The sequence below is a fragment of the Streptomyces sp. NPDC055254 genome (genome assembly GCF_053606025.1).
In genome coordinates, this window is sequence record NZ_JBSGQV010000020.1 from 15,033 (window position 1) to 34,882 (window position 19,850).

A 19,850-nucleotide genomic window follows, 5' to 3' on the forward strand; every position below is an offset into this window, starting at 1 on the left:
GGAGGAGCCCCGAGGTGTACACCCGGCAGAACCAGAAGGACCTGACCAGCGCGCAGAAGAAGCGGTTCACGGCCGCCGTGCTGGAACTCAAGCGCAACGGCACCTACGACTCCTTCGTGCGCACCCACGACAAGTACTTCGTGCCCGACCGCGACCGCCGGCTCCGCGTCGGGCACATGTCCCCGTCCTTCTTCCCCTGGCACCGGCGCTACCTGCTGGAGTTCGAGAAGGAGCTGCGCAAGCTCGACCCGGGGGTCTCCATCCCGTACTGGGACTGGACCACCGACACCAGCCCGGTCTCCTCCCTCTGGGCCGACGACTTCCTGGGCGGCACCGGCCGGGCGGGCGACCGCCGGGTCATGACCGGCCCGTTCGCCTACGACCGGGGCAACTGGACCGTCACCGTGGGCATCACCGAGTCGCAGTACCTCACGCGCAACCTCGGCCGCCCGCAGAACCCGATCAGCCTGCCCACCCGGGCCGAACTCCAGTGGGCGCTCGACGACCCGGTCTACGACGTAGCGCCCTGGGACTCCACGGCCGCCGCCGGCGGCTTCCGCAACAAGCTGGAGGGCTGGGCGGCCCCCAGGAGCGAGCGCTGGCGCAACCACAACAAGGTCCACCAGTGGATCGGCGGGCACATGACGGGGGGCACCGCGCCGAACGACCCGGCGTTCTGGCTGCACCACGCCTTCGTCGACCTGATCTGGGACCGCTGGCAGCGCAAGCACCCCCGGTCCGGCTACCTGCCCGCCGCCCCCCTTCCGCCCGGGGACCTTCAGCGCGGCCGGGTGATCGCCCTCGACGAGCCGATGCCGCCGTGGGACGTCACGCCGCGCGAGATGCTCGGACACCAGGGCCTGTACCGCTACGCGTGACCGGGCCCGCCCGCGGGCGGGCCCGGTCACCGGCAACCGCGCGGCACCGGCCCGGAGGTTGCCCGGCGTCAATCGCCCCCACGGCACACGGGAAGGGCCCCCGCCGAACGGCGGGGGCCCTTCCCTCGTACGGCAGATCAGCCGCCGTAGCCGTCGGTGTGGTGCTTGTCGCCGCCGCCGGAGGCGTTGACGCAAGTGTTGCCGAACGCCGGGTTCAGCAGGGCGATCACGTTGACGGTGTTACCGCAGACGTTGACCGGGACGTGGACCGGGACCTGGAGCAGGTTGCCCGACAGGACACCGGGGGAGCCGACCGCCGCACCGTGCGCTCCGGCATCGGCGACGGCCAGACCCGCGCCGGCGGCCACGGCGCTACCGGCGACAGCGGTGATGGCGAATGCCTTCGCGATACGCGACATCAAGATCTCCTCGTGAGATATGGGGCGCCGCAGGATCTGCGGCATTTGACATGGCATACAACGCAGCGATGGCCCAAGGGTCACGGCTGCTGCGCCTAACCGGTTACGGGAAATCGGATCGAGGCGAAGGAGGGCCGCACCTGGGTGACGGCACCGGGCCTCAGCACCTCGACCACCGGGCCCGCGCAACCCGGGTCCCGGTAGAGGGTCGCGGTGCCCCGGGTCGCGTTGGTGACCGCCCGGGCGCCACCGCCCTCCGCCTCGACGCAGCCCCGGGGGGCGCCGAGGCCGTGCACCCGGTCGTCCTGGCCGACGTACTGGAAGTCCGGTCCGGGGGCGGCCCCGGCCGGGCCGGAGGCGAGCGCGGCGGCGGCCAGGAGCACGGCGGGTACCGCTCCGGTCCGCAGCGCGGTTCGTACGGTGGGGTGGATACGCAGGGTTCGCATACCGGTCCAACCGGGCCGGGCCGAGGCACGGTCACGCCTTGTCACCCGCTGGACGGCTGTGCGACGGTGCGCGGAACACGGGACCCAGGAGGACACGCGATGAGCGCAGCGGGCGGCTACGGCAAGAGCAGCGGCGGCGGCCGGCCCCGGGTCGCGACCCGGTACGGCGTGGTCGAGGGTCGGACCGGCGCCGGCGGGATCGCCTCCTTCCGGGGCATCCCGTACGCCGCCCCGCCCGTCGGCGCCCGCCGCTTCGCCGCGCCCGCGCCGCCGACGGCCTGGGTCGGCGCGCGCGACGCCGGGGCGTACGGCCCCACCGCGCCCAAAGTGCCGTACCCGGAGACGTTCGCGGCGCTGCTGCCCGACCCGGAGATCCCCGGGGACGACTGCCTGAACGTCAACGTCTGGACGCCGAGCCCGACCCCCGGCGCCGCCCTGCCCGTCATGGTGTGGATCCACGGCGGGGCGCTCACCCGGGGCTCCGCGGCGGTGCCCGTCTACGACGGCTCCGCCTTCGCCCGCGACGGCGTCGTGCTCGTCTCCTTCAACTACCGCCTCGGTGTCCTCGGCTACGGACTCTTCCCCGACGCCCCCGCCAACCGGGGTCTGCTGGACCAGATCGCCGCCCTGGAGTGGGTCCGCGACAACATCGATGCCTTCGGCGGCGATCCCGGCCGCGTCACCGTCTTCGGGGAGTCCGCCGGCGCCATCAGCGTCGGCGCCCTCCTGGCCGCCCCGCGCGCCGGGGCACTCTTCGCCCGGGCCGTCCTGCAGAGCGGCGCCCCCGAGGTGCTGCCGCGCGACCGGGTCCGCGCCACGGTCCGGCGGATGGCCTCGCTGCTGAAGACGCGGGCCACCGCCGAGGCCCTTGCCGCCGCGTCCCTGCGCGACCTGCTCGCCGCCCAGGGCGCGGTGCTGCGCCGATCGGGCCCGCTCCTCGGCGGACCGGCCTTCGGCCTGGTCATCGACCCGGACACGCTCCCCGTCGACCCCCTCGAAGCCCTGGCCGGCCCGGACCCGGCCTCCGCGGACGTGCCGCTGTTGATGGGATGGACCGCGCAGGAGTACCGGCTCTGGCTCGCCCCCACCGGCGGCATGCGCATGCTGGAGCGGCTGGGCCCCATGGCCGTGACCCTGGCCCGGCGCCGCAGCGGCAAGGACCGGGCCGACGTACGGGCACTGCGCTCGGCCCTGCCGGGGATCGGACCGGCCGACCTCGCGGGGCAGTTGCTCACCGACCGGCTGCTGCGCGACCCGCTGCGGCGGCTGGCCGGGGCGCGCCGGGCGGCGCCGAGCCACCTGTACGAGTTCGGTTGGCCCTCCGGCGTCCCGGGCCTCGGCGCCTGCCACGCCCTGGAGCTGGGCTTCGTGTTCGACACCCTCCAGGTGCCGGAGTCCTCCTGGCTGGCGGGCCCCGACGCCCCGCAGGCGCTCGCCGAGGAGATGCACGCGGCCTGGGTGGCTTTCGCGGCCGGCGGCGACCCGGGGTGGGCGCCCTGGCTGCCCGGCGACCGGCCGAAGGCGTTCGGCGGGCCGCCGCCGTCGGGGGACCGGGGCGCGGCCGCGGCGGCCTGGAGCCCGGACGTTACTCGACGGGTCCTTCCATGACCTTGCTGATGTACTGGATCGGCCCCTCGCCCATGTTCGGAACGTAGGTCTTGGCGTTGTGCTGACCGCCCTTGATGATCCTCAGGTCGGTGTGGACCGGCCCCTTGTTGCCGAAGGCCGCGATGAACCTCTCGACGTCCGGCAGGGTCTTCTTGTTGTTCTCGCTGTCGCCGACCTGGAAGGCCAGGTACACGTCCGGGCCCTTGCCGTCGATGAGCCGCTTCGCCAGCAGCTCGGGGTTGTTCTCGGCCTTCTCCTGGTCGTGCCCCTTCCACAGGGAGGAATCCGGGACGATGTCCGGGCCCGAGGCGATCACGGCCTTGAACCGGTCCGGGTGCTTCAGCACGGCCTTGAGGCCCGCGAAGCCGCCGGTGGAGGAGCCCATGAAAGCCCAGCCGTCACGCGACTTCACCGTGCGGAAGTTCGCCTTCATCAGGTCGGGGACGTCCTCGGTGAGCCAGGTCCCCATCTTGGGCTGGCCGGGTATGTCGGAGCCGTCCCAGTAGACGCCCTTGTCGTCCGGCCCCGGGTTGAGCACCGGCATGGCCAGGATGAAGGGCTTGCTCTTGCCCTCCGCGTACCACTTGGCGATGCTCGTCTGGAGGCCGAGGTCGGTGCCCATCCAGTAGTTGTTGGGGAATCCGGCACCGCCCGGCAGGGCGATCATGACCGGGAAGCCGCTCTTGGCGAACTTCGGGTCGTTGTACTCCTTGGGCGCCCAGACCCACACCTTGCCCTTGAAGCCGGACTTCCTGCCGTCCAGCGTGGTGACGGCGACGTGCGTCCCGTCGGGCAGCGTCATCGAGTTCTTGAACTCGGCCGCGGGGCCGGTGGGCATCAGCATCCTGGAGCTCGCCGGCTGCCCGCCCCCGGAGCCGTCCTCGCCGGCACCCCCGGCGGACGGCCCGAACGACACCGCGGCGCCCTTGTCGGTGAACGGGGGTATCTCGAAGTGGTCCAGCACGAGGGCGGCCGTGCCGGCGAGTGCCAGGACGGATGCGCCCGCGATCACCCACCGCCGCATCCGGGACCTGCGCCGGGCCCGGGCACCAGGCTGCGGTGGGTGCTGTCCTTCCGGCCGGTACGGCTGGTACTGCTGCCCGTCGGGTGTGTACGACATGTGCGGTGGCTCTCCGGCTGGTGCTGCCCCGCGGAGGCGGGGACCTGGCGGGTGGTCCTGCGAGCGGTCTTGCGAGCGGTTCGCGACTGGTCCTACGGTCGCAAGGATGACCGGCCGGATGTCCGGGTTCCATGCTTTTACTTCTCTTGGGATGGTCTGGGGGATCTGATTGCCCGGAAGTCCGCTCGGCCGGCGCTCGGCCCGCCCGGCCCGCCGGTCATGGCGGCGGCCCCCGGCCCGGGCTCCTGGGAGGAGGGAGCCGGGGGCGGGGGCCGCAGCAGGACCGTGGGGCCGATCAGGCGGGGACCAGGGTCTTGCGGCGCCGCTTGCGTGGAGCGGCGGGGGACAGCCGCAGCTCGATGATCGACCGCACGGCCGGCCACTCCTCGTCGAGGATCGAGTAGAAGGCCGTACTGCGCACCGCTCCGTCGAGTCCCCGGGAATGGGCCCGGCGCACCCCTTCGCAGGTGAACCCGAGACGTTCCATCGCGGCCCTGGAGCGGCCGTTGCGGGCGTCCGCGCGCAGGGAGATGCGCCGGACCCCCCACGTCTCGAAGGCGTGGCGGAGCATGAGCAGCTTCGCCTCGGTATTGATGCCGGTGCCCTGGGCGCCCGGGGACAGCCAGGTGTTGCCGATCTCGGCGGCATCGGGGATCGCGGTCGCCGGATCGCCGAACGGGACGCCCGGCACGGCGGGCCACACCAGAGGCCCCTGCCAGTAGTCGAGGTCCAGGAACCGGGTCGAACCGACGACCCGCCCGTCCGCGGCTCTGACCACCGCGAACGGGAGCGATCGCCCCGCCGCCTGATCGGCGAGCGCGCGGTCGATGTACTCGTGGGACGCCTGCACGCCGTGGGGTACGGGAGTGAAGGCGTACGTCGTACGATCCTCGGCCCCGGCCAGGGCCAGGGCCTCGGTGTGGTGGGGGGCGAGGGGCTCAAGCCGCACGGTGCGGCCGGCGAGGAGTACGGGTACGGGCACGGAGCCTTCGGTCCTTCTGGGCGGTGGGGTGGTTGCACAGTCTGCGTTTCTGACGTCGCCCCCCGTGCAAAACACGAGTGAAAGGCAACAGGCGGTCAGGTGAACGCGAGTGGCTCAATGTAGCCCCTCACCGTGCTCCCATGAACCCCCTTGCCGGCAACGGCGCGGCAGAGATTTTTCGACGATGTCGGTCCCCGCGGCGGAGCACCCGTCACCCTGATCCACGGAGGGCGGGTCGCCCTGGCGACGAGGTCGAGCCACCCGGGTCCGGTACCGGCCCCGGTGCTCCCCGCGAGCTCGCCGACCGGCTGCTCGGGGAGGGCTTGCGGCCCCTACGCCGAAGAGGTGATCGGCACCGTGCTGGCCCCGCAGCCGGTCCCCCGCCCGCGCGCACCGGCGTGGGGGCGGCCTGAGATCATCTCGGGCATGGACCTCGTGACGGAACCCGACGCGGACGACGTACTGCGCCGACTCGCCTCCGTCGGCCCCTTCTTCGCCGTGCCGTACGGGAAGCAGCCGCCCGGCCCCGGCTTCCGGCCGCTGTCCGCGCTGTACGGGGAGCAGCTCGACCCGTACGTGGACGAGGTGGGCCGGCGCACCCGCAGCGGGCCGGGGCGGGTCGCCGCCTCTACGGCGCAGCTCGGGATCGCCTCGCGGCTGTGGTCGCTGGGGCTGGGATGCGCCGCGCTGGCCGGGCGGGTGCCGGACCTGAGCGCCGACCGGGTGCGGTGGCGGCTGCCCGGCGCCGGGTCGCTGGAGCTCTGGCTGCCCGAGCCGTCCTGGCTGCCGGCCGGGACGCTCGGCGAGAACGTCCTCGGGAACCTGGCCGTCCTCGACTCCGCTCTGCGCGAGCGGTTCGGGGTCTCGCCGAAGGTCCTGCGGGGCAATGCCGCTTCGGCGCTGGTCGGGGCGTTGCGGGTGCTGATCGACCGGGTTCCGGGGGGCGCCGCGGTGGCTCTGGCCGAGGCTCTGCTGGCCGACGGGGGCGCGCTGGCCGGCGCCGGTACCTTCGTCCACGAGGAGGGGCTCGGAGTGGCCTTCGTGCGCAACAGCTGCTGCCTCTACTACCGGGTGCCCGGCGGCGGGTACTGCGGTGACTGCGTACTGCGCACCCGGTAGCGCGACGTAGCGACGCAGCGACGACGCGACGCAGCGACGCAGCGACGACAGGACGCAGCGACGACGCGACGACGCCGCCGCTCCCGGGCCTGTGGCCCCGGCGCGGCGGCGTCCCGTGCGCTAGAAGGTGAGGTTCCAGGCGTCGATGCGGCCGATGTCGCCACCGGCGTTGTCGTTCACCCGGAGCTTCCAGGTGCCGTTCGCGACCTCGGAGGAGGCGTTGACCGTGTACGTCTGGTTGATGTTGTCCGTGCTGCCGCCGGAGCGGTTGTGCACCGTGTACACGGAGCCGTCCGGTGCGACCAGGTCGACCTTGAGGTCACCGATGTAGGTGTGCACGACGGTCACGCCGACCTTGAGGGTGGCCGGGGCGTTGCCGGTGACGCCGGAGACGGTGATCGGGCTCTCCACGGTGGTGTTGTCGCCGATGGCGACGTCACCGAGGTTCTCGAAGTACTTGCCGGGCGGCGGCGTGGCGCCGACCGCCTTGAGCGCGTCGACCTGGCCCTCGCCGAAGAACGCGTTCTTCGCCGTGGTGCCGGTGCAGCGGCCGTCCGACGGGCAGGCGATGTCGGTGGCCTGGGTGGCCAGCTTCTCGCGGATCTGCGCCGGTGTGATGCCCGGGTTGGTGCTGGCCAGCAGCGCCGCGACGCCCGCGACGTGCGGGGAGGCCATCGAGGTGCCGCTCATGCTGCCGTACTTGCCGCCCGGCAGGGTGCTGTAGATGCCCACGGCGTCACCGCCCGGGGCCGCCACGTCGATGACGTCCCGGCCGAAGTTGGAGTACGAGGCCTTGGCCGTGGCAGTGCCCATCGAGGAGACCGTCACGACGCCCGGAAGCTCGGTCGGGATGTCGATGCAGGCGTTGGTGATGGTGCGGGTGACCGGCGTCGAGTCGTTCGGGCTCTCGGAGTCCGTCGTCTTGTTGGCCAGGTCGTAGTTGGAGTTGCCCGCCGCGGCGACCTGGAGCGAGCCCTTGCCCTCCGCGTACTCCTGCGCGCGCCGGGTGCCCTCGATGATGGCGGCCTGGTCGAGGTTGTCCGGGCAGTTGAACTGCCACGGGTCCGTGTAGTAGCTGTTGTTGGTGACCTTGAAGCCGTGGTCACCCGCCCACATGAAGCCGCAGATGGTGTTCTCGGCGAAGAAGAGCGAGGAGCCGGGCTCGGCGATGCGCACCGAGGAGATCTTCACGCCCGGGGCCACGCCGATGACGCCCTTGCCGTTCTTGGCGGCCGCGACCGTACCGGCCACGTGCGTGCCGTGGGTGCCGACGTCGCGCCAGGCCCCGGCGCGGGTGTCCGCCTTGCCGTAGGCGCAGGAGGCGGAGTCCGCCGCGTTGAAGTTCGGGGCGAGGTCCTGGTGCTGGTCGTCCACACCGGTGTCGAGGATGCCCACCTTGACGGTGGCGGAGCCGGTGGTGACGGCCCAGGCCTGGTCCGCCTTGATCTGGGTCATGTCGGCGCGGACCGGCTCGCCCGAACCGGTCGCGGACTGCGCCGGGTTCGCGGGGAGAGCCGGGTTGTAGGCGTCGGCCGGCACGTCCGAGGTGCGGGTCGCGCCCACCTTCTGCACGCCGCTGACGCCGCGCATCGTGGTGGCGAAGGTGCCGGAGGTGGAGTGGGCCACGATCACGCCGATGGCGTCGTAGTGGGCGAACACAGTGCCGCCGTTGCCGGTGACGGCGTTGCGCACCGCCGTGGTGTCACCGGGAGCGGTGATCACCAGGTAGGCGCGGGTGCCGGCGGCCCAGGTCGCACTCTGGGAAGTCGGCGCCGCGGCCATGGCCGTGGCGGGCGCGGAAGGGGAGACCGGAGCGGTGCCGGCGAGTGCGGCGGGGGCCCCGAAGGCGAGTGCGGCGCCGAGCGTGGCGGCCAGCACCAGGGTACGTCGAGGTCGGCTGGATATGTGGGGTATCAATGCGTCCTCCGAAGACCCGGTGGTGCACGCGGCACCCGCCGGGTCGTACGAAACAAGTGGTGGACGCAAGATGTCATGCACACGGCCTGTTACGGAAGTACCTTTTGCAGCATGGGGGTTCGTTAATCGGTGGCGGAAAACCGACTATGGGTGACAACTGGGGAGAATGCGCCGGGCCGACCGGTCTGGGCACCGTGGGGGCGAGCCCTGACCGGTCGGCCCGCGAGGGCGGGCCGGCTACACCGGCACGCCGTCCTTGTCGCTGTCCGACTGGACCGGAACGGCGGCGGGCATCGACTCCTTCCCGGGTGACGCCGTGCCGTGTCCGTCGTCGACCAGCGTGGACTCGTCGAACGGCAGCCGTCCCGCGAGGACCTCGGCGGCGCGTCCGTGGTCGAACTCCTTCGTCCAGGTGCCGATCAGCACGGTCGCGACGGCGTTGCCCGCGAAGTTGGTCAGCGCCCGGGCCTCGCTCATGAACCGGTCGATGCCCACGATCAGGCCTACCCCGTCCACGAGTTCCGGCCGGTGCGACTGGAGTCCGCCGGCGAGCGTGGCCAGCCCCGCGCCGGTCACCCCGGCCGCCCCCTTCGAGGCGATGATCATGAACAGCAGCAGCGAGATCTGCTCGCCGAGCGCGAGCGGTTGGCCCATCGCCTCCGCGACGAAGAGGGAGGCCATCGTCAGGTAGATCGCGGTCCCGTCCAGGTTGAAGGAGTACCCGGTCGGCACCGTGATCCCGGTGACCGGTCGGGACACGCCCAGGTGCTCCATCTTCGCGATCAGCCTCGGCAGCGCCGACTCCGACGAGGAGGTGGAGAGGATCAGCAGGAACTCCCGGCCCAGGTAGCGCAGCAGCGCGAAGACGCTGACCCCCGTGCACACCCGCAGCAGCGTGCCCAGGACGACGAAGACGAACAGCAGGCAGGTGGTGTAGAAGCCGATCATGATGACGGCGAGGGACTTCAGCGCGTCGATGCCGGTCGCGCCGACCACCGCCGCGATCGCCCCGAAGGCGCCGACCGGCGCGGCCCACATGATCATGGCCAGTACCCGGAACACGAGCTTCTGCACGTGCCCGATCCCGCGCAGCACCGGCTCGCCCGCCGCGCCCATGGCCTGCAGCGCGAACCCGCAGAGCAGGGCCACCAGCAGGGTCTGGAGCACCTCGCCCCCGGTGAACGCCGACACCATCGTGGTGGGGATGATCCCCAGCAGGAACTCCGTCGTGCTCTCCGCCCCGCCGGCCTTGGCCTGGGCCTCGCCCGCACTGCGGGCCGCCTCGGTGAGGTGCAGTCCGCTGCCCGGCTCCAGCAGGTTGCCGACCAGCAGGCCGATGGCGAGGGCCACCGTGGACATCACCATGAAGTAGCCGAGGGCGAGCCCGCCCACCGCGCCGACCTTGGCGGCCTTGCGGACCGACCCGATGCCCAGCACGATCGTGCAGAAGATCACGGGGGAGATCATCATCTTGATGAGGTTCACGAAGCCCGTGCCGAGCGGCTTCAGCTCCACGGCCACGCCGGGCGCGGCGAAGCCGACGGCGATGCCGAGGAGCACCGCGGCGATCACCGCGATGTAGAGATAGTGCGTTCTGTCGCGTCTGGCGGCCACGATGCCTCCTGGTGGTGAATACGTCCCGGGAGACCATCGCCCGACGCTGTGACCCCGGTCACCCTTGCGTTCATTGAGTTCATGGCCCGGTGCACACTGAACGCCATGTTCCGCATCCCCCGCCCGCCCCGCAGCCTCGCCGGCCAGCTCTTCGCCATGCAGGTCCTGCTGGTCGCCGTCGTCGTGGCGGGATGCGCCGTCTTCGCGTACGCCACCGCGCGCGGCCAGGCCGAGGACTCCGCCCGGCGCCAGGCCGGAGCCGTGGCCCGCGCCGTCGCGGACTCCCCGTCCGTGCGGGAGGCCGTAGGGGGCGCGGCGGCCGGGACCGACCCCTCGCTCGCCCTCCAGCCGTACGCGGAGCGGGTCCGCACGGACTCCGGAGTGGACTTCGTGACGATCATGGCTCCCGACGGGCGGCGCTGGACCCACCCCGACCCGGGCCGCATCGGCGAGCCGTTCCTCGGCAACACCGCCCCCGCGCTGCGCGGCGAGACCTTCAGTGAGACCTACACCGGCACCCTGGGCCCGTCGATCCGGGTCGTCACCCCGCTCGCCGACGGCGACCGCATCGTGGGCATGGTCAGCGCGGGCATTACCGTCCGCGCGATCAGCGACCGGCTGGGCGCGCAGCTCTCGTCCCTCGCGTGGGTCGCGGCCGGGGCGCTCGTCCTCGGCGGAGCGGGTACGTACGTGGTCAACGCCCGACTGCGCCGCCATACGCACGGCATGAACGCGGACGAGCTGAGCCGGATGTACGACTACCATCAGGCGGCCCTGCACGGCGTCCGGGAAGGGCTGCTGATGCTCGACGGGCAGCGCAGGATCACCCTGATCAACGACGCGGGGCGGGAACTGCTCGGCCTGAGCGGCGAGATGACCGGCAGCGGCGTCGCCGACCTCGGACTGCCCGCCCCGCTGACCGGGGCGCTGCTCGCCGACCGGCCCCGGGTGGACGAGGTGCACCTCACCGTCGACCGGGTGCTCGTCGTCAACAGCTCGCCCGTCGCGGGCGGCGGCCGTCGGGGCACCGTGGTCACCCTCCGGGACCACACGGAACTCCTGGCCCTGACCGGCGAACTGGACCACGAGCGCGGCTTCACCCAGGCCCTGCGCTCGCAGGCCCACGAGGCGGCCAACCGCCTGCACACCGTGGTCTCGCTCATCGAACTCGGCCGCGCGGAAGAGGCGGTGGACTTCGCCACCGCCGAACTGGAGCTCGCCCAGGCCCTCACCGACGAGGTGGTCGGTGCGGTCGGGGAGCCGGTTCTGGTGGCCCTGCTGCTGGGCAAGGCGGCGCAGGCCCACGAACGCGGTGTGGAGCTGGTCGTCACCTCGGACAGCCGCAGCCTGGCCGACGGCGGCGGGTTGCCGCCGGCCCGCGACCTGGTCACCGTCCTGGGCAACCTCATCGACAACGCGGTCGACGCCGTGACGGCCGTCCCGGGGGCGCGGATCGCGGTGACCCTGCGGCCCGACCGCGGCCGGCTCCTGCTGCGGGTCGCCGACAACGGTCCCGGACTGCCGCCGGGGGTGGACGTGTTCCGCCGGGGCTGGTCCGGCAAGGGCGAGGGCCGGGGCCTGGGCCTCGCCCTGGTCCGCCAGGTCGCGCAGCGCTACGGCGGAACCGCGGTCGCCACCGACGGCCCGGGCGGCGGCGCGGAGTTCACCGTGCTGTTGCCGGCGACACCGCCGCCGGGCCCCGCGCCCGAGGCCCCGGATCCGGGCGCCTCGCTCGGCGCCCACCCGGGCGGCCCGGCGTGAGCGGGGCCGGCGGCGAGGGCGGGGGCGACGTACGGGTCCTGGTCGTCGAGGACGATCCGGTCGCCGCGGACGCGCACGCGCTCTACGTCGGGCGGGTGCCCGGCTTCACGGCCGTCGGAGCCGTCCACTCGCTCGCCGAGGCCACCCGCGTCCTGGAGCGGACCCGCGTCGACCTGCTGCTCCTCGACCTCGGGCTGCCCGACGGCCACGGGCTCCGCTTCGCCCGCGGGCTACGCGCCGCCGGGCACCCCGTCGACGTGATCGTGGTGACCTCGGCGCGCGACCTGGCGGTGGTCCGGGAGAGCGTCTCGCTCGGGGTGGTCCAGTACGTGCTGAAGCCCTTCGCCTTCCCGACCCTGCGCGAACGCCTCCTGCGCTACGCAGAGTTCCGCGCCACCGTCGGCGAGGCGGCCGGCCAGGACGACGTGGACCGGGCGATGGCGGCCCTGCGCGCGCCCCGCCCCGCCGAACTGCCCAAGGGGCTCAGCGCGCCCACCCTGGACCGGGTCGCCGCCCTGCTGCGGGCGGCGCCCGAGGGGCTGACGGCGGCGGGCACGGCCGGGGCGGCCGGGATCTCCCGGATCACCGCCCGCCGCTACCTGGAGCACCTCGTGGACACCGGTCGCGCGGACCGGACGCCCCGGTACGGCCAGGTCGGCCGTCCCGAACTGCACTACCGCTGGCTGGCCGGGGCGGGCGCGGCCGGTTCGGTGTCGAAGGTGTAGAACTTCCGGTGGTCCAGCATGTCCGCCGGAGTCACGTCGTTCCACGGCCGCATCGTGTCGTGCAGGTCCACGACGTTCGCCGTCCCCGCGGCCGGCAGGTACGCGCCCTGCGGATGCCGGGCCTGCCAGTCGGCCCACAGCTTGTCGACGAAGGCGTGGTGCATCCAGAACACCGGGTCGTTGGGCGAGACGCCGGTGCCCATCTGCCCACCGACCCAGACGTGCACCCGGTTGTGCAGGTTGGCGCCCCGCCAGCCCTCCAGGTGGTTGCGGAAGCCGTTCGAGGAGCTGTTCCAGGGGGCCATGTCGTAGACCGGCATGGCGAGCACCGAGTCCACCTCCGCCTTGGTCGGCAGCTGGGCCACGCCGACGCCGAGGGCGCGCCGCAGGTACGCGCGCCCGTCCACCCGTACGTTCACGTTCCACTTGCCCGTCGCGTAGGCGAAGGGTCCGTCGAGGACCTGCCCGTCACGGGCCCGTCCGGTGCCGCCGAGGAAGTCGGGGGCCCAGAGGGAGGAGCGCTCGGTGCGGTCCGTCGTCCAGTCCCAGTACGGGAGCGTGACGGCCGGATCCACTTTCTGCAGCGCTGCCTCGAACTCCAGCAGGAAGCGCCGGTGCCAGGGCAGGAAGGAGGGCGAGCGGTGGCCGACCCGGTCGCCCGAGTCGGTGTCGCTCATGATGAACCCGTTGTGGGTGGTGACGAAGCGGTCGTAGGCGCCGGTGCGCTTGAGCTCCAGCAGGGCGGCGGTGAAGGCCCGCTTCTCCTCGGGGCTGAGCGAGGCCTGGTTCTTGCGGACGGTCATGCCGCACCGCCGAACGGGGCGAGGACGGCACCCTGGAGCTCGCGGACCGCGGCGCGGGCCAGCGGGAGGGGGTCGGAAAAGGTCTCGTAGTGGTTGACGACGCTGATCCAGGTGCCGTCGGCGTTGCGCATGACGTGCAGTTCGCGGCCGTCTATTCGGACGGTGGGCTGACCGGGGGAGTGGTGCCCCCCGTGGTGGCCGCCCCCGCCGGGCGTGATCTGGATGCGACGGCCCTGGTAGACCTCGTCGACCGTGCCGGCGGGTGCGGCGGCGCGGGAGTCGGTGACGGCCGCGTGCGCGGTGGCGCCGGCGAGGCCGAGGACGCTGAGTGCGCCGGCAGTGGTGCTCAAGGCCTGCCGTCGGGTGATCTTGTTCATGGTGGAAGAACTACCAGGGCCCTGGGCACAGTTGGCGGCTATCCGGACATCAGCGGATAAGTTGTGCGTAGAACCAGATGAGTGATCTTCCCGTCCGTACCGGCTCCAGTGGTCGTGACGGGAAGATCTCCAGAAAGAACTTTATCTGACAGTAGTTTTTATTGCTGGTCATGGGTCCCTATGTGAGGGGTCACAGTCCGGAGACGGCCGGAAGCCGTGCGTGTCGACACGGGCCCCGCTGCGTGTCCCGTTCGTTCGATCACGGTATGCAGCAGATTTTCGGATTCCACACCTATAGTCCGGATATGGCTCTTCATGAGACGAAGGACGAACACGCCCCCGACGCCGGCACGGACGTGTTCGCGTCCGCCCTGAGCGGCCAGATCCTCCCCAAGTACCGGATGCCCGAAGACCACTCGCCCACCGAGGTCGTCTACGAGCTGCTCCACAACGAGCTACTCCTCGACGGCAACGCCGCCCAGAACCTGGCCACCTTCTGCACCACCTGGTCGGACGACGGCGTGCACCGCCTGATGAACGAGTGCCTCGACAAGAACATGATCGACAAGGACGAGTACCCGCAGACGGCCGAGATCGAGTCCCGCTGCGTCAGCATCCTGGCCGACCTGTGGAACGCCCCCGCCGGAACACCCGCCGCCGGCTGCTCCACCACCGGCTCCAGCGAGGCCGCCATGCTCGGCGGCCTGACCCTCAAGTGGCGCTGGCGCGCACGCCGCCGAGCCGAGGGCCTCCCCACCGACCGGCCCAACCTGGTCTGCGGACCCGTCCAGGTCTGCTGGGAGAAGTTCGCCCGGTACTTCGACGTCGAGCTGCGCCAGGTCCCCCTGGAGCCCGGCGCGACCGGACTGCGCGCACACCAGCTCGCCGCGCACATCGACGAGAACACCATCGGCGTCGTCGCCATCCTCGGCGTCACGTACACCTGCGACTACGAGCCCGTCGCCGAGATCTCCGCCGAACTCGACCGGATCCAGGCCGAACGGGGCTGGGACGTCCCCATCCACGTGGACGGGGCCAGCGGCGCCTTCGTCGCGCCCTTCCTCCACCCCGACGTCGTGTGGGACTTCCGCCTCCCGCGCGTCGCCTCCGTCAACACCTCCGGCCACAAGTACGGCCTCGCGCCCCTCGGCGTCGGCTGGATCGTCTGGCGCACCGCGGACCTCCTCCCGGCGGACCTCGTCTTCAACGTGGACTACCTGGGCGGCGACATGCCGACCTTCGCCCTCAACTTCTCCCGCCCCGGCGGCGAGGTCATCGCCCAGTACTACCTCTTCCTGCGCCTCGGCCGCAGCGGCTACCGGAAGGTCCAGCAGGCCTGCGCCGACACCGCCCGCTACCTGGCGGGCCGCATCGAGGAGATGGGGCCCTTCACCCTCCTGTACGACGGCCAGGGAGCCCTGCCCGCCGTCTCCTACACGCTCACCGACCCGGCCGGAGCCGGGTTCAGCCTCTACGACCTCTCCGACCGGCTGCGGATGCGCGGCTGGCAGGTGCCCTCGTACCCGCTGCCCGCCGACCGCGAGGAAACGGTCATCCAGCGCGTCCTGGTCCGGCACGGGGTCACCCGCGACCAGATCGCGCTGCTCGCGGACGATCTGCGGCAGGCCGTGGACCACCTGGCGGCGACGCCCCCGCCCGTCCCCGCCGCGCAGCCCCGCTCCGGCTTCCACCACTGAGGGGTGTCCGGCGGGCCGGGGCCCGCGGGGAGGTGCGGACGGCCGCCGTTCCCGCCGCCCTCGCCGTCGCGACCGACGCTACTGCCGGGCCCCGAAGTTCTGCGTCCACCAGGGACCGCCCGGACCCTGGTGGATCCCCACCCCGATGTCCTTGAACGCGCAGTTCAGGATGTTCTTGCGGTGCCCCTCGCTGTTCATCCACGCGTCCATCACCGACTTCGGGGTCTGCTGGCCCTTGGCGATGTTCTCCCCGTACGTCGACCACCGGTACCCGGCGGCCGTCGTGCGCCCACCGGGATCCGAGCCGTCGGGGCTCGTGTGCGAGAAGAAGTCCCGCTGCGCCATGTCGTCCGAGTGCCCCTGGGCGGCCGCCCGCAATTGGGCGTCCTCCTTCAGCGGCCCGCAGCCGGCGGCCGCGCGCTCGGCGTTGACCAGGGCCACGACCTGACCCGCCGTGCCCTGCGGGGCGGGCGCCGGCGCGGGCGCGGAGGTCCGCGGCGTCGGCGAGCCGGCGCGGGTACGGGTCGGGGAGGGGGTCGCGGTGGGGCTCGCCGCGGTCGGGCTCGGCGGAGCGGAGGGCGAGGGCGAGGCCGCGGGGGAGGGGGAGGACGAGGGGGAAGCCGAACCGGAGGCAAGCGCACCGGACTCGGTCGCCGACAGCGCGGCCAGCGGGGCGGCCGGCGCCGCGCCGCCCGCCTCGGCGTCGCCCGCACCGGGCAGCGTGCCGAGGTACGCGAGACCGCCGCCCGCCACGCACGCGGCGAGCACCGCGCCCCCGATCACCCGACGGCGGTTCCGGCGCCGCTTGCGCAGCGCGCCCCGCCCGCCAGGGCCCGCCCCGGCCTCCGCGCCCAGGTCGCCCGCGCGACGGCGGGCCGCCCGGTCGGGGCCGGACACGGTCGAAGCGAGCTGCGTCGCCGCGTCCGCGAAGGCGCTGTCTGCGGCGTGGGGGGCAGCGGCGGCGTGCGCGGAGCCCACAGGGGTGAAGCCGCCCGCGGCGGCCGTCCGTACGCCGGCGAGCAGGGCTGCCGAGACCGGGACGAGGGCCAGCCCGGCGAGCAGCCCCTCCGCCGGAACCAGCCCGCTCCACAGGCCGGAGCAGCGCACGCACTCGCGCGCGTGCCGGGCTATTCGCTTGCGCCACAAGGTCGAGGGCAGGCCGTCCCAGCCCGCCACGACCGTCCGCAGCCCCTCGCACGGCGGCTGCGCCTCCAGCGCCCGCTCCACCACCCGCGCCGATTCCAGCTGCGCCTTCATCCGCTGTACGCGCACCGCCGTGTGCTGCGGGGACAGCTCCAGCGCCGCGGCCACTTCCGCCCGGCTCAGTTCCCCGGCGCACTCAAGCCACCACAGCGACAGCAGGGCCCGGTCGTCCGGCTCCAGCCAACGGGTGGCCCGGGCCGTTTCGCGGCGCTGGCCCGACAGGTTCAGCCGGACGACGGTGAGGTCGGCGAAGTCGGCTCCCGGGTCGGCCACGTCCTCGGCCGCTTCCAGCCCGCTCTCGCCGGAGCCGCTCATGCGGGCCTGCCAGTGCGCCCGTACCCGGTTCATCGTGATCGCCACCAGCCAGGAGCGGAAGCTCTCGTCCGCCCGCAGGCCGCCCAACCCGTCGAGCGCCCGCAGCATCGTGTCCTGCACCACGTCGTCCACGTCGCAGGACCCGTTCAGGGCCCGCCCGACGATGTTGTAGACGAGCGGCAGATGGGTGCTGACGAGCTCGTCCTGCGCGCGGGGATCGCCCGCGCGGGCCGCTGCAACCAGAGCTGCCGTGTGCTGAGTACTCATGTGATGTTTCCCTGTCCGTACCGGCGGTCGATGATGCCCAATACCTGGGAGACCGTCGAGAGGAGCCTCGATAACACTTATCCGCAAGACGTTTCCGGACGTCCGCGTGGCGAGCGGCCACCGGGGCGCCAGCATCGCATCCCCCGGCGCGGGGCACCTCCCCGCCCACCCCGCCTGCGCGCGACCCGGGCCGCGACACGGTTCCCGAACGCCCGCACGGGGGACAATAGAGCGACAAGGGCGTGTTGGGGGCGACATGTCGGTCCGGTTCTCACGAAGGTTCCCGCCGAGCTTCTTACGGGCGTCCGGCCGCGCGCGCGCCCGGACGGGGCATCCGGTCGCGGTCGGACTGGGCGCGGGAGCCCTGACCCTGGCACTGGCGGGTGCGTGCGCCGCGGGCGCCCCGGACTCCGGGAACGGGACCGCGATGCTCTGGGTCGCCGCCCTGTGGACCGCCGCGCTCGGCGCCACCGGGACCGGGACCGGCGGGGCGACCGGCGCGACCGGGGCCGGCGCGGTGACGGGCGCGACGGGGTCCGCGTCGGCGCCACCGTGGACACCGGAGGCCGCGACGCCGTCCACCGGGCGGACGGCGATCGGACCCGACGGCGCCGACCGTGCGGACGGGCGGCTCGCGCGCACCCCGTCCGGGCGGATCCCCCGGATGCGCCGGTTGCACCCCGAACAGGCCGGAGTCCGCCCTGCCGCAGCCCCGGGCGGGCCTCCGGCCTTCGTCGGACGCGACGCCGAACCGGCCCTGCGCGCAGCCCTGTCGGGGCGCGGGCCCCATTTCGTGCTGCTGCTGGGCGAGCCCCTGGCGGGCAGTACCCGGCTCGCCTACGAGGTGACCCGCTCGTGCTTCCCCGGCCACGCGTTCGTGCGCCCGCTGTCCCGCGCCGCGCTGCCCGAGGCCGTGCGGGTCGCCGCGCGCCGGCGGCGCGCCGTGCTGTGGCTGGACGGCTTGGAGGACCACCTCGGCGCCCGCGGCCTCACCCCCGCCCACCTGGACGAGCTGCGCGCGGTCGTGGTGCTCGCCACGATGCGGCCCGACGCCTACCGCAGCTACCGCCGCCGCGACGAGACCCGGCTCACCGGCTCCGACCGGGACTCCTGGCGGACCCCGCACGAGCTGCTCGGCCGCACGTCCGCCGTGGTCGAGGTCGCCCGGCTCTGGTCCCCCGGGGAACGCCGCCGGGCCGGGGAGCACCGCGCGGACCCGCGGATCGGCGCCGCCCTGCGGGCCGGGGACCACGCCGGGGTGGCCGAAGTCCTCGCGGGCGGCCCGCGGTCGCTGTCCCGGTGGGAGGACGCCCGGCTTCCGGGCGCCCGTCCGCGCGGCGCCGCCCTGGTCGCGGCGGCGGTGGACTGCCGCCGCGCCGGGCTGCGGCGCCCCGTACCGCAGGCGTGGCTGCGGGACCTGCACGCGCCCTACCTGGCCGGCCGCGGCGGCGCGGACATCCGCCCCGAACCCTTCGCCGAGGCATGGGACTGGGCGGTCGGGTCCGAACCCGGGCCCACGACCGGCGGCCTGCTGGAGGGCAGTGCCGACCGGGGCTGCACCGCCGGCGACCACCTGCTCCACGGGTTACCCGGAGCGGGACCGGCCCCGGACCACCTGTGGCGGGGACTGCTGGCTCGCGCCGCGCCCGAGGACGCGTACGACCTGGGACTGCGCGCGCACCGCGACGGGCGACCCGACCGGGCGGTCCAGGCCCTCTCCCGCGCGCTGGCCGGCGGGGTGGGGGCCGCCGCGCTGCCCCTGGCCGTCGCCACCGGTGACGCGGGTCGGCCGCGCCGGGCCGCCGCCGATCTCGCCGCCCTCGCCCGCCGGTGCGAGCTCCGGCTCGGGGACCGGCACCCCGACACCCTCGCCGCCCGGTACCAACTGGCCTTCTTCACCGGCGAGGCGGGCCACTTCCGGGCCGCCGCCGCGCGGTTCGCCGACCTCGCCGCCGACGCGGCGGCGGCGCTCGGTCCCGGCCATCCCGACGCCCTCGCCGCTCGGCACCAAGCCGCTTACTTCACCGGCGAGGCGGGTGACCGTCGCACGGCGGCCCGCCAGTTGGCGGCGCTGCTGTCCGACCGGCTGCGCCCGCGTCCGGCGGACGGCCGGCCGGGCGGCCCGGGGGAGGGCGGCGACCCGGCCGCGGACCGCGCCGCCGTGCTCGCCCTGCGTCGCGGCCTCATCTGGTACGGATCGGCCGGAGAGGCCGAAGCCGAACGGGAGTCGGCCCGGCTCCTCGCGGACACGCGCGAGCAGCTCGGCCCCGACCACCCGCACACCCTGGCCGTCCGGGCGACCCGCGCCGCGCTGGCGGCCCGGGCGGGCCGCACCGAGGAGGCGGGGCGGGCCTGGGCGGACCTGGCCGCAGACCGTGCCCGGGTGCTGGGCGCCGAACATCCGCACGTGGTGCACACCCGCCTGGAACTGGCCCGCGCCCTGCTGGCCGGCGGCCGTCGGGAGGACGCCGCCGCCGTGCTGGATCGGGTCCTTACGGAATCCGCCCGGTTCCTGGAGCCCGGCCACCGCCACCTGCGCCGCGCGCGCGAACTCCGGGCCACGACCGAGTGATCCCGTGCCGGGCGGTGCCGCCCGGCC

Annotated in this window: 16 protein-coding genes; 7 read left to right on the top strand and 9 right to left on the bottom strand. The window is 73.6% G+C overall.

Annotated elements, in window-relative coordinates; translation table 11 throughout:
- The first annotated feature begins 14 nt into the window (after window positions 1–14).
- Complete coding sequence (locus ACWFQ8_RS19970) at window positions 15–878, top strand: tyrosinase family protein (protein ID WP_453787574.1); 864 nt, start codon at window positions 15–17, stop codon at window positions 876–878.
- 137 nt (window positions 879–1,015) lie between these two features.
- On the opposite strand, the gene ACWFQ8_RS19975 is transcribed toward ACWFQ8_RS19970, so the two are convergent.
- Both ACWFQ8_RS19975 and ACWFQ8_RS19980 read right to left on the bottom strand, forming a co-directional pair.
- Complete coding sequence (locus tag ACWFQ8_RS19975) at window positions 1,016–1,297, bottom strand: chaplin (RefSeq protein WP_453787575.1); 282 nt, start codon at window positions 1,295–1,297, stop codon at window positions 1,016–1,018.
- A gap of 95 nt (window positions 1,298–1,392) precedes the next feature.
- Window positions 1,393–1,743 (bottom strand): hypothetical protein, encoded by a 351-nt coding sequence (locus ACWFQ8_RS19980; protein ID WP_453787576.1) that lies wholly within the window; start codon window positions 1,741–1,743, stop codon window positions 1,393–1,395.
- A 99-nt stretch (window positions 1,744–1,842) separates the two neighbouring features.
- Between ACWFQ8_RS19980 and ACWFQ8_RS19985 the strand changes: the two genes are divergently transcribed.
- A complete protein-coding gene (locus tag ACWFQ8_RS19985; protein ID WP_453787577.1) occupies window positions 1,843–3,351 on the top strand; it encodes a carboxylesterase/lipase family protein in 1,509 nt (502 codons plus the stop codon).
- On the opposite strand, the gene ACWFQ8_RS19990 is transcribed toward ACWFQ8_RS19985, so the two are convergent.
- Complete coding sequence (locus ACWFQ8_RS19990; protein WP_453787578.1) at window positions 3,329–4,471, bottom strand: alpha/beta hydrolase; 1,143 nt, start codon at window positions 4,469–4,471, stop codon at window positions 3,329–3,331. The two genes, ACWFQ8_RS19985 and ACWFQ8_RS19990, sit on opposite strands and share 23 nt — an antisense overlap.
- Before the next feature lie 295 nt (window positions 4,472–4,766).
- A complete protein-coding gene (locus ACWFQ8_RS19995) occupies window positions 4,767–5,453 on the bottom strand; it encodes a GNAT family N-acetyltransferase (RefSeq protein WP_453787579.1) in 687 nt (228 codons plus the stop codon).
- Window positions 5,454–5,879: 426 nt separating this feature from the next.
- Here ACWFQ8_RS19995 and ACWFQ8_RS20000 point away from each other — a divergent pair, with 426 nt between their 5' ends.
- Complete coding sequence (locus tag ACWFQ8_RS20000; protein WP_453787580.1) at window positions 5,880–6,572, top strand: (2Fe-2S)-binding protein; 693 nt, start codon at window positions 5,880–5,882, stop codon at window positions 6,570–6,572.
- Between the two features lie 120 nt (window positions 6,573–6,692).
- On the opposite strand, the gene ACWFQ8_RS20005 is transcribed toward ACWFQ8_RS20000, so the two are convergent.
- On the bottom strand, window positions 6,693–8,450 hold the full coding sequence (locus ACWFQ8_RS20005; protein WP_453787654.1) for a S8 family peptidase: 1,758 nt from the start codon (window positions 8,448–8,450) through the stop codon (window positions 6,693–6,695).
- Between the two features lie 276 nt (window positions 8,451–8,726).
- Window positions 8,727–10,103, bottom strand: coding sequence for a cation:dicarboxylate symporter family transporter (locus tag ACWFQ8_RS20010; protein ID WP_453787581.1), 1,377 nt, complete (start codon window positions 10,101–10,103; stop codon window positions 8,727–8,729).
- Between the two features lie 105 nt (window positions 10,104–10,208).
- Between ACWFQ8_RS20010 and ACWFQ8_RS20015 the strand changes: the two genes are divergently transcribed.
- A complete protein-coding gene (locus ACWFQ8_RS20015; protein ID WP_453787582.1) occupies window positions 10,209–11,864 on the top strand; it encodes a sensor histidine kinase in 1,656 nt (551 codons plus the stop codon).
- Window positions 11,861–12,589, top strand: a complete 729-nt coding sequence (locus ACWFQ8_RS20020; RefSeq protein ID WP_453787583.1) for a response regulator — start codon at window positions 11,861–11,863, stop codon at window positions 12,587–12,589. Before ACWFQ8_RS20015 ends, ACWFQ8_RS20020 begins: the two co-directional genes overlap by 4 nt.
- On the opposite strand, the gene melC2 is transcribed toward ACWFQ8_RS20020, so the two are convergent.
- Together melC2 and melC1 are read right to left on the bottom strand one after the other, a co-directional pair.
- Window positions 12,538–13,392: a tyrosinase MelC2 gene (melC2, locus tag ACWFQ8_RS20025; RefSeq protein ID WP_453787584.1), complete on the bottom strand. Its 855-nt coding sequence runs from the start codon at window positions 13,390–13,392 to the stop codon at window positions 12,538–12,540. The genes ACWFQ8_RS20020 and melC2 overlap by 52 nt on opposite strands.
- Window positions 13,389–13,769, bottom strand: coding sequence for an apotyrosinase chaperone MelC1 (melC1, locus tag ACWFQ8_RS20030; protein WP_453787585.1), 381 nt, complete (start codon window positions 13,767–13,769; stop codon window positions 13,389–13,391). The genes melC2 and melC1 overlap by 4 nt, the downstream gene beginning before the upstream one ends.
- 305 nt (window positions 13,770–14,074) lie before the next feature.
- Between melC1 and ACWFQ8_RS20035 the strand changes: the two genes are divergently transcribed.
- A complete protein-coding gene (locus tag ACWFQ8_RS20035; RefSeq protein ID WP_453787586.1) occupies window positions 14,075–15,466 on the top strand; it encodes a glutamate decarboxylase in 1,392 nt (463 codons plus the stop codon).
- A 78-nt stretch (window positions 15,467–15,544) separates the two neighbouring features.
- Here ACWFQ8_RS20035 and ACWFQ8_RS20040 read toward each other — a convergent pair whose 3' ends face one another.
- A complete protein-coding gene (locus tag ACWFQ8_RS20040; RefSeq protein ID WP_453787587.1) occupies window positions 15,545–17,251 on the bottom strand; it encodes a sigma-70 family RNA polymerase sigma factor in 1,707 nt (568 codons plus the stop codon).
- Between the two features lie 427 nt (window positions 17,252–17,678).
- On the opposite strand from ACWFQ8_RS20040, the gene ACWFQ8_RS20045 reads away from it, so the two are divergent.
- A complete protein-coding gene (locus ACWFQ8_RS20045) occupies window positions 17,679–19,823 on the top strand; it encodes a hypothetical protein (protein ID WP_453787588.1) in 2,145 nt (714 codons plus the stop codon).
- The last annotated feature ends 27 nt before the right edge of the window (window positions 19,824–19,850 follow it).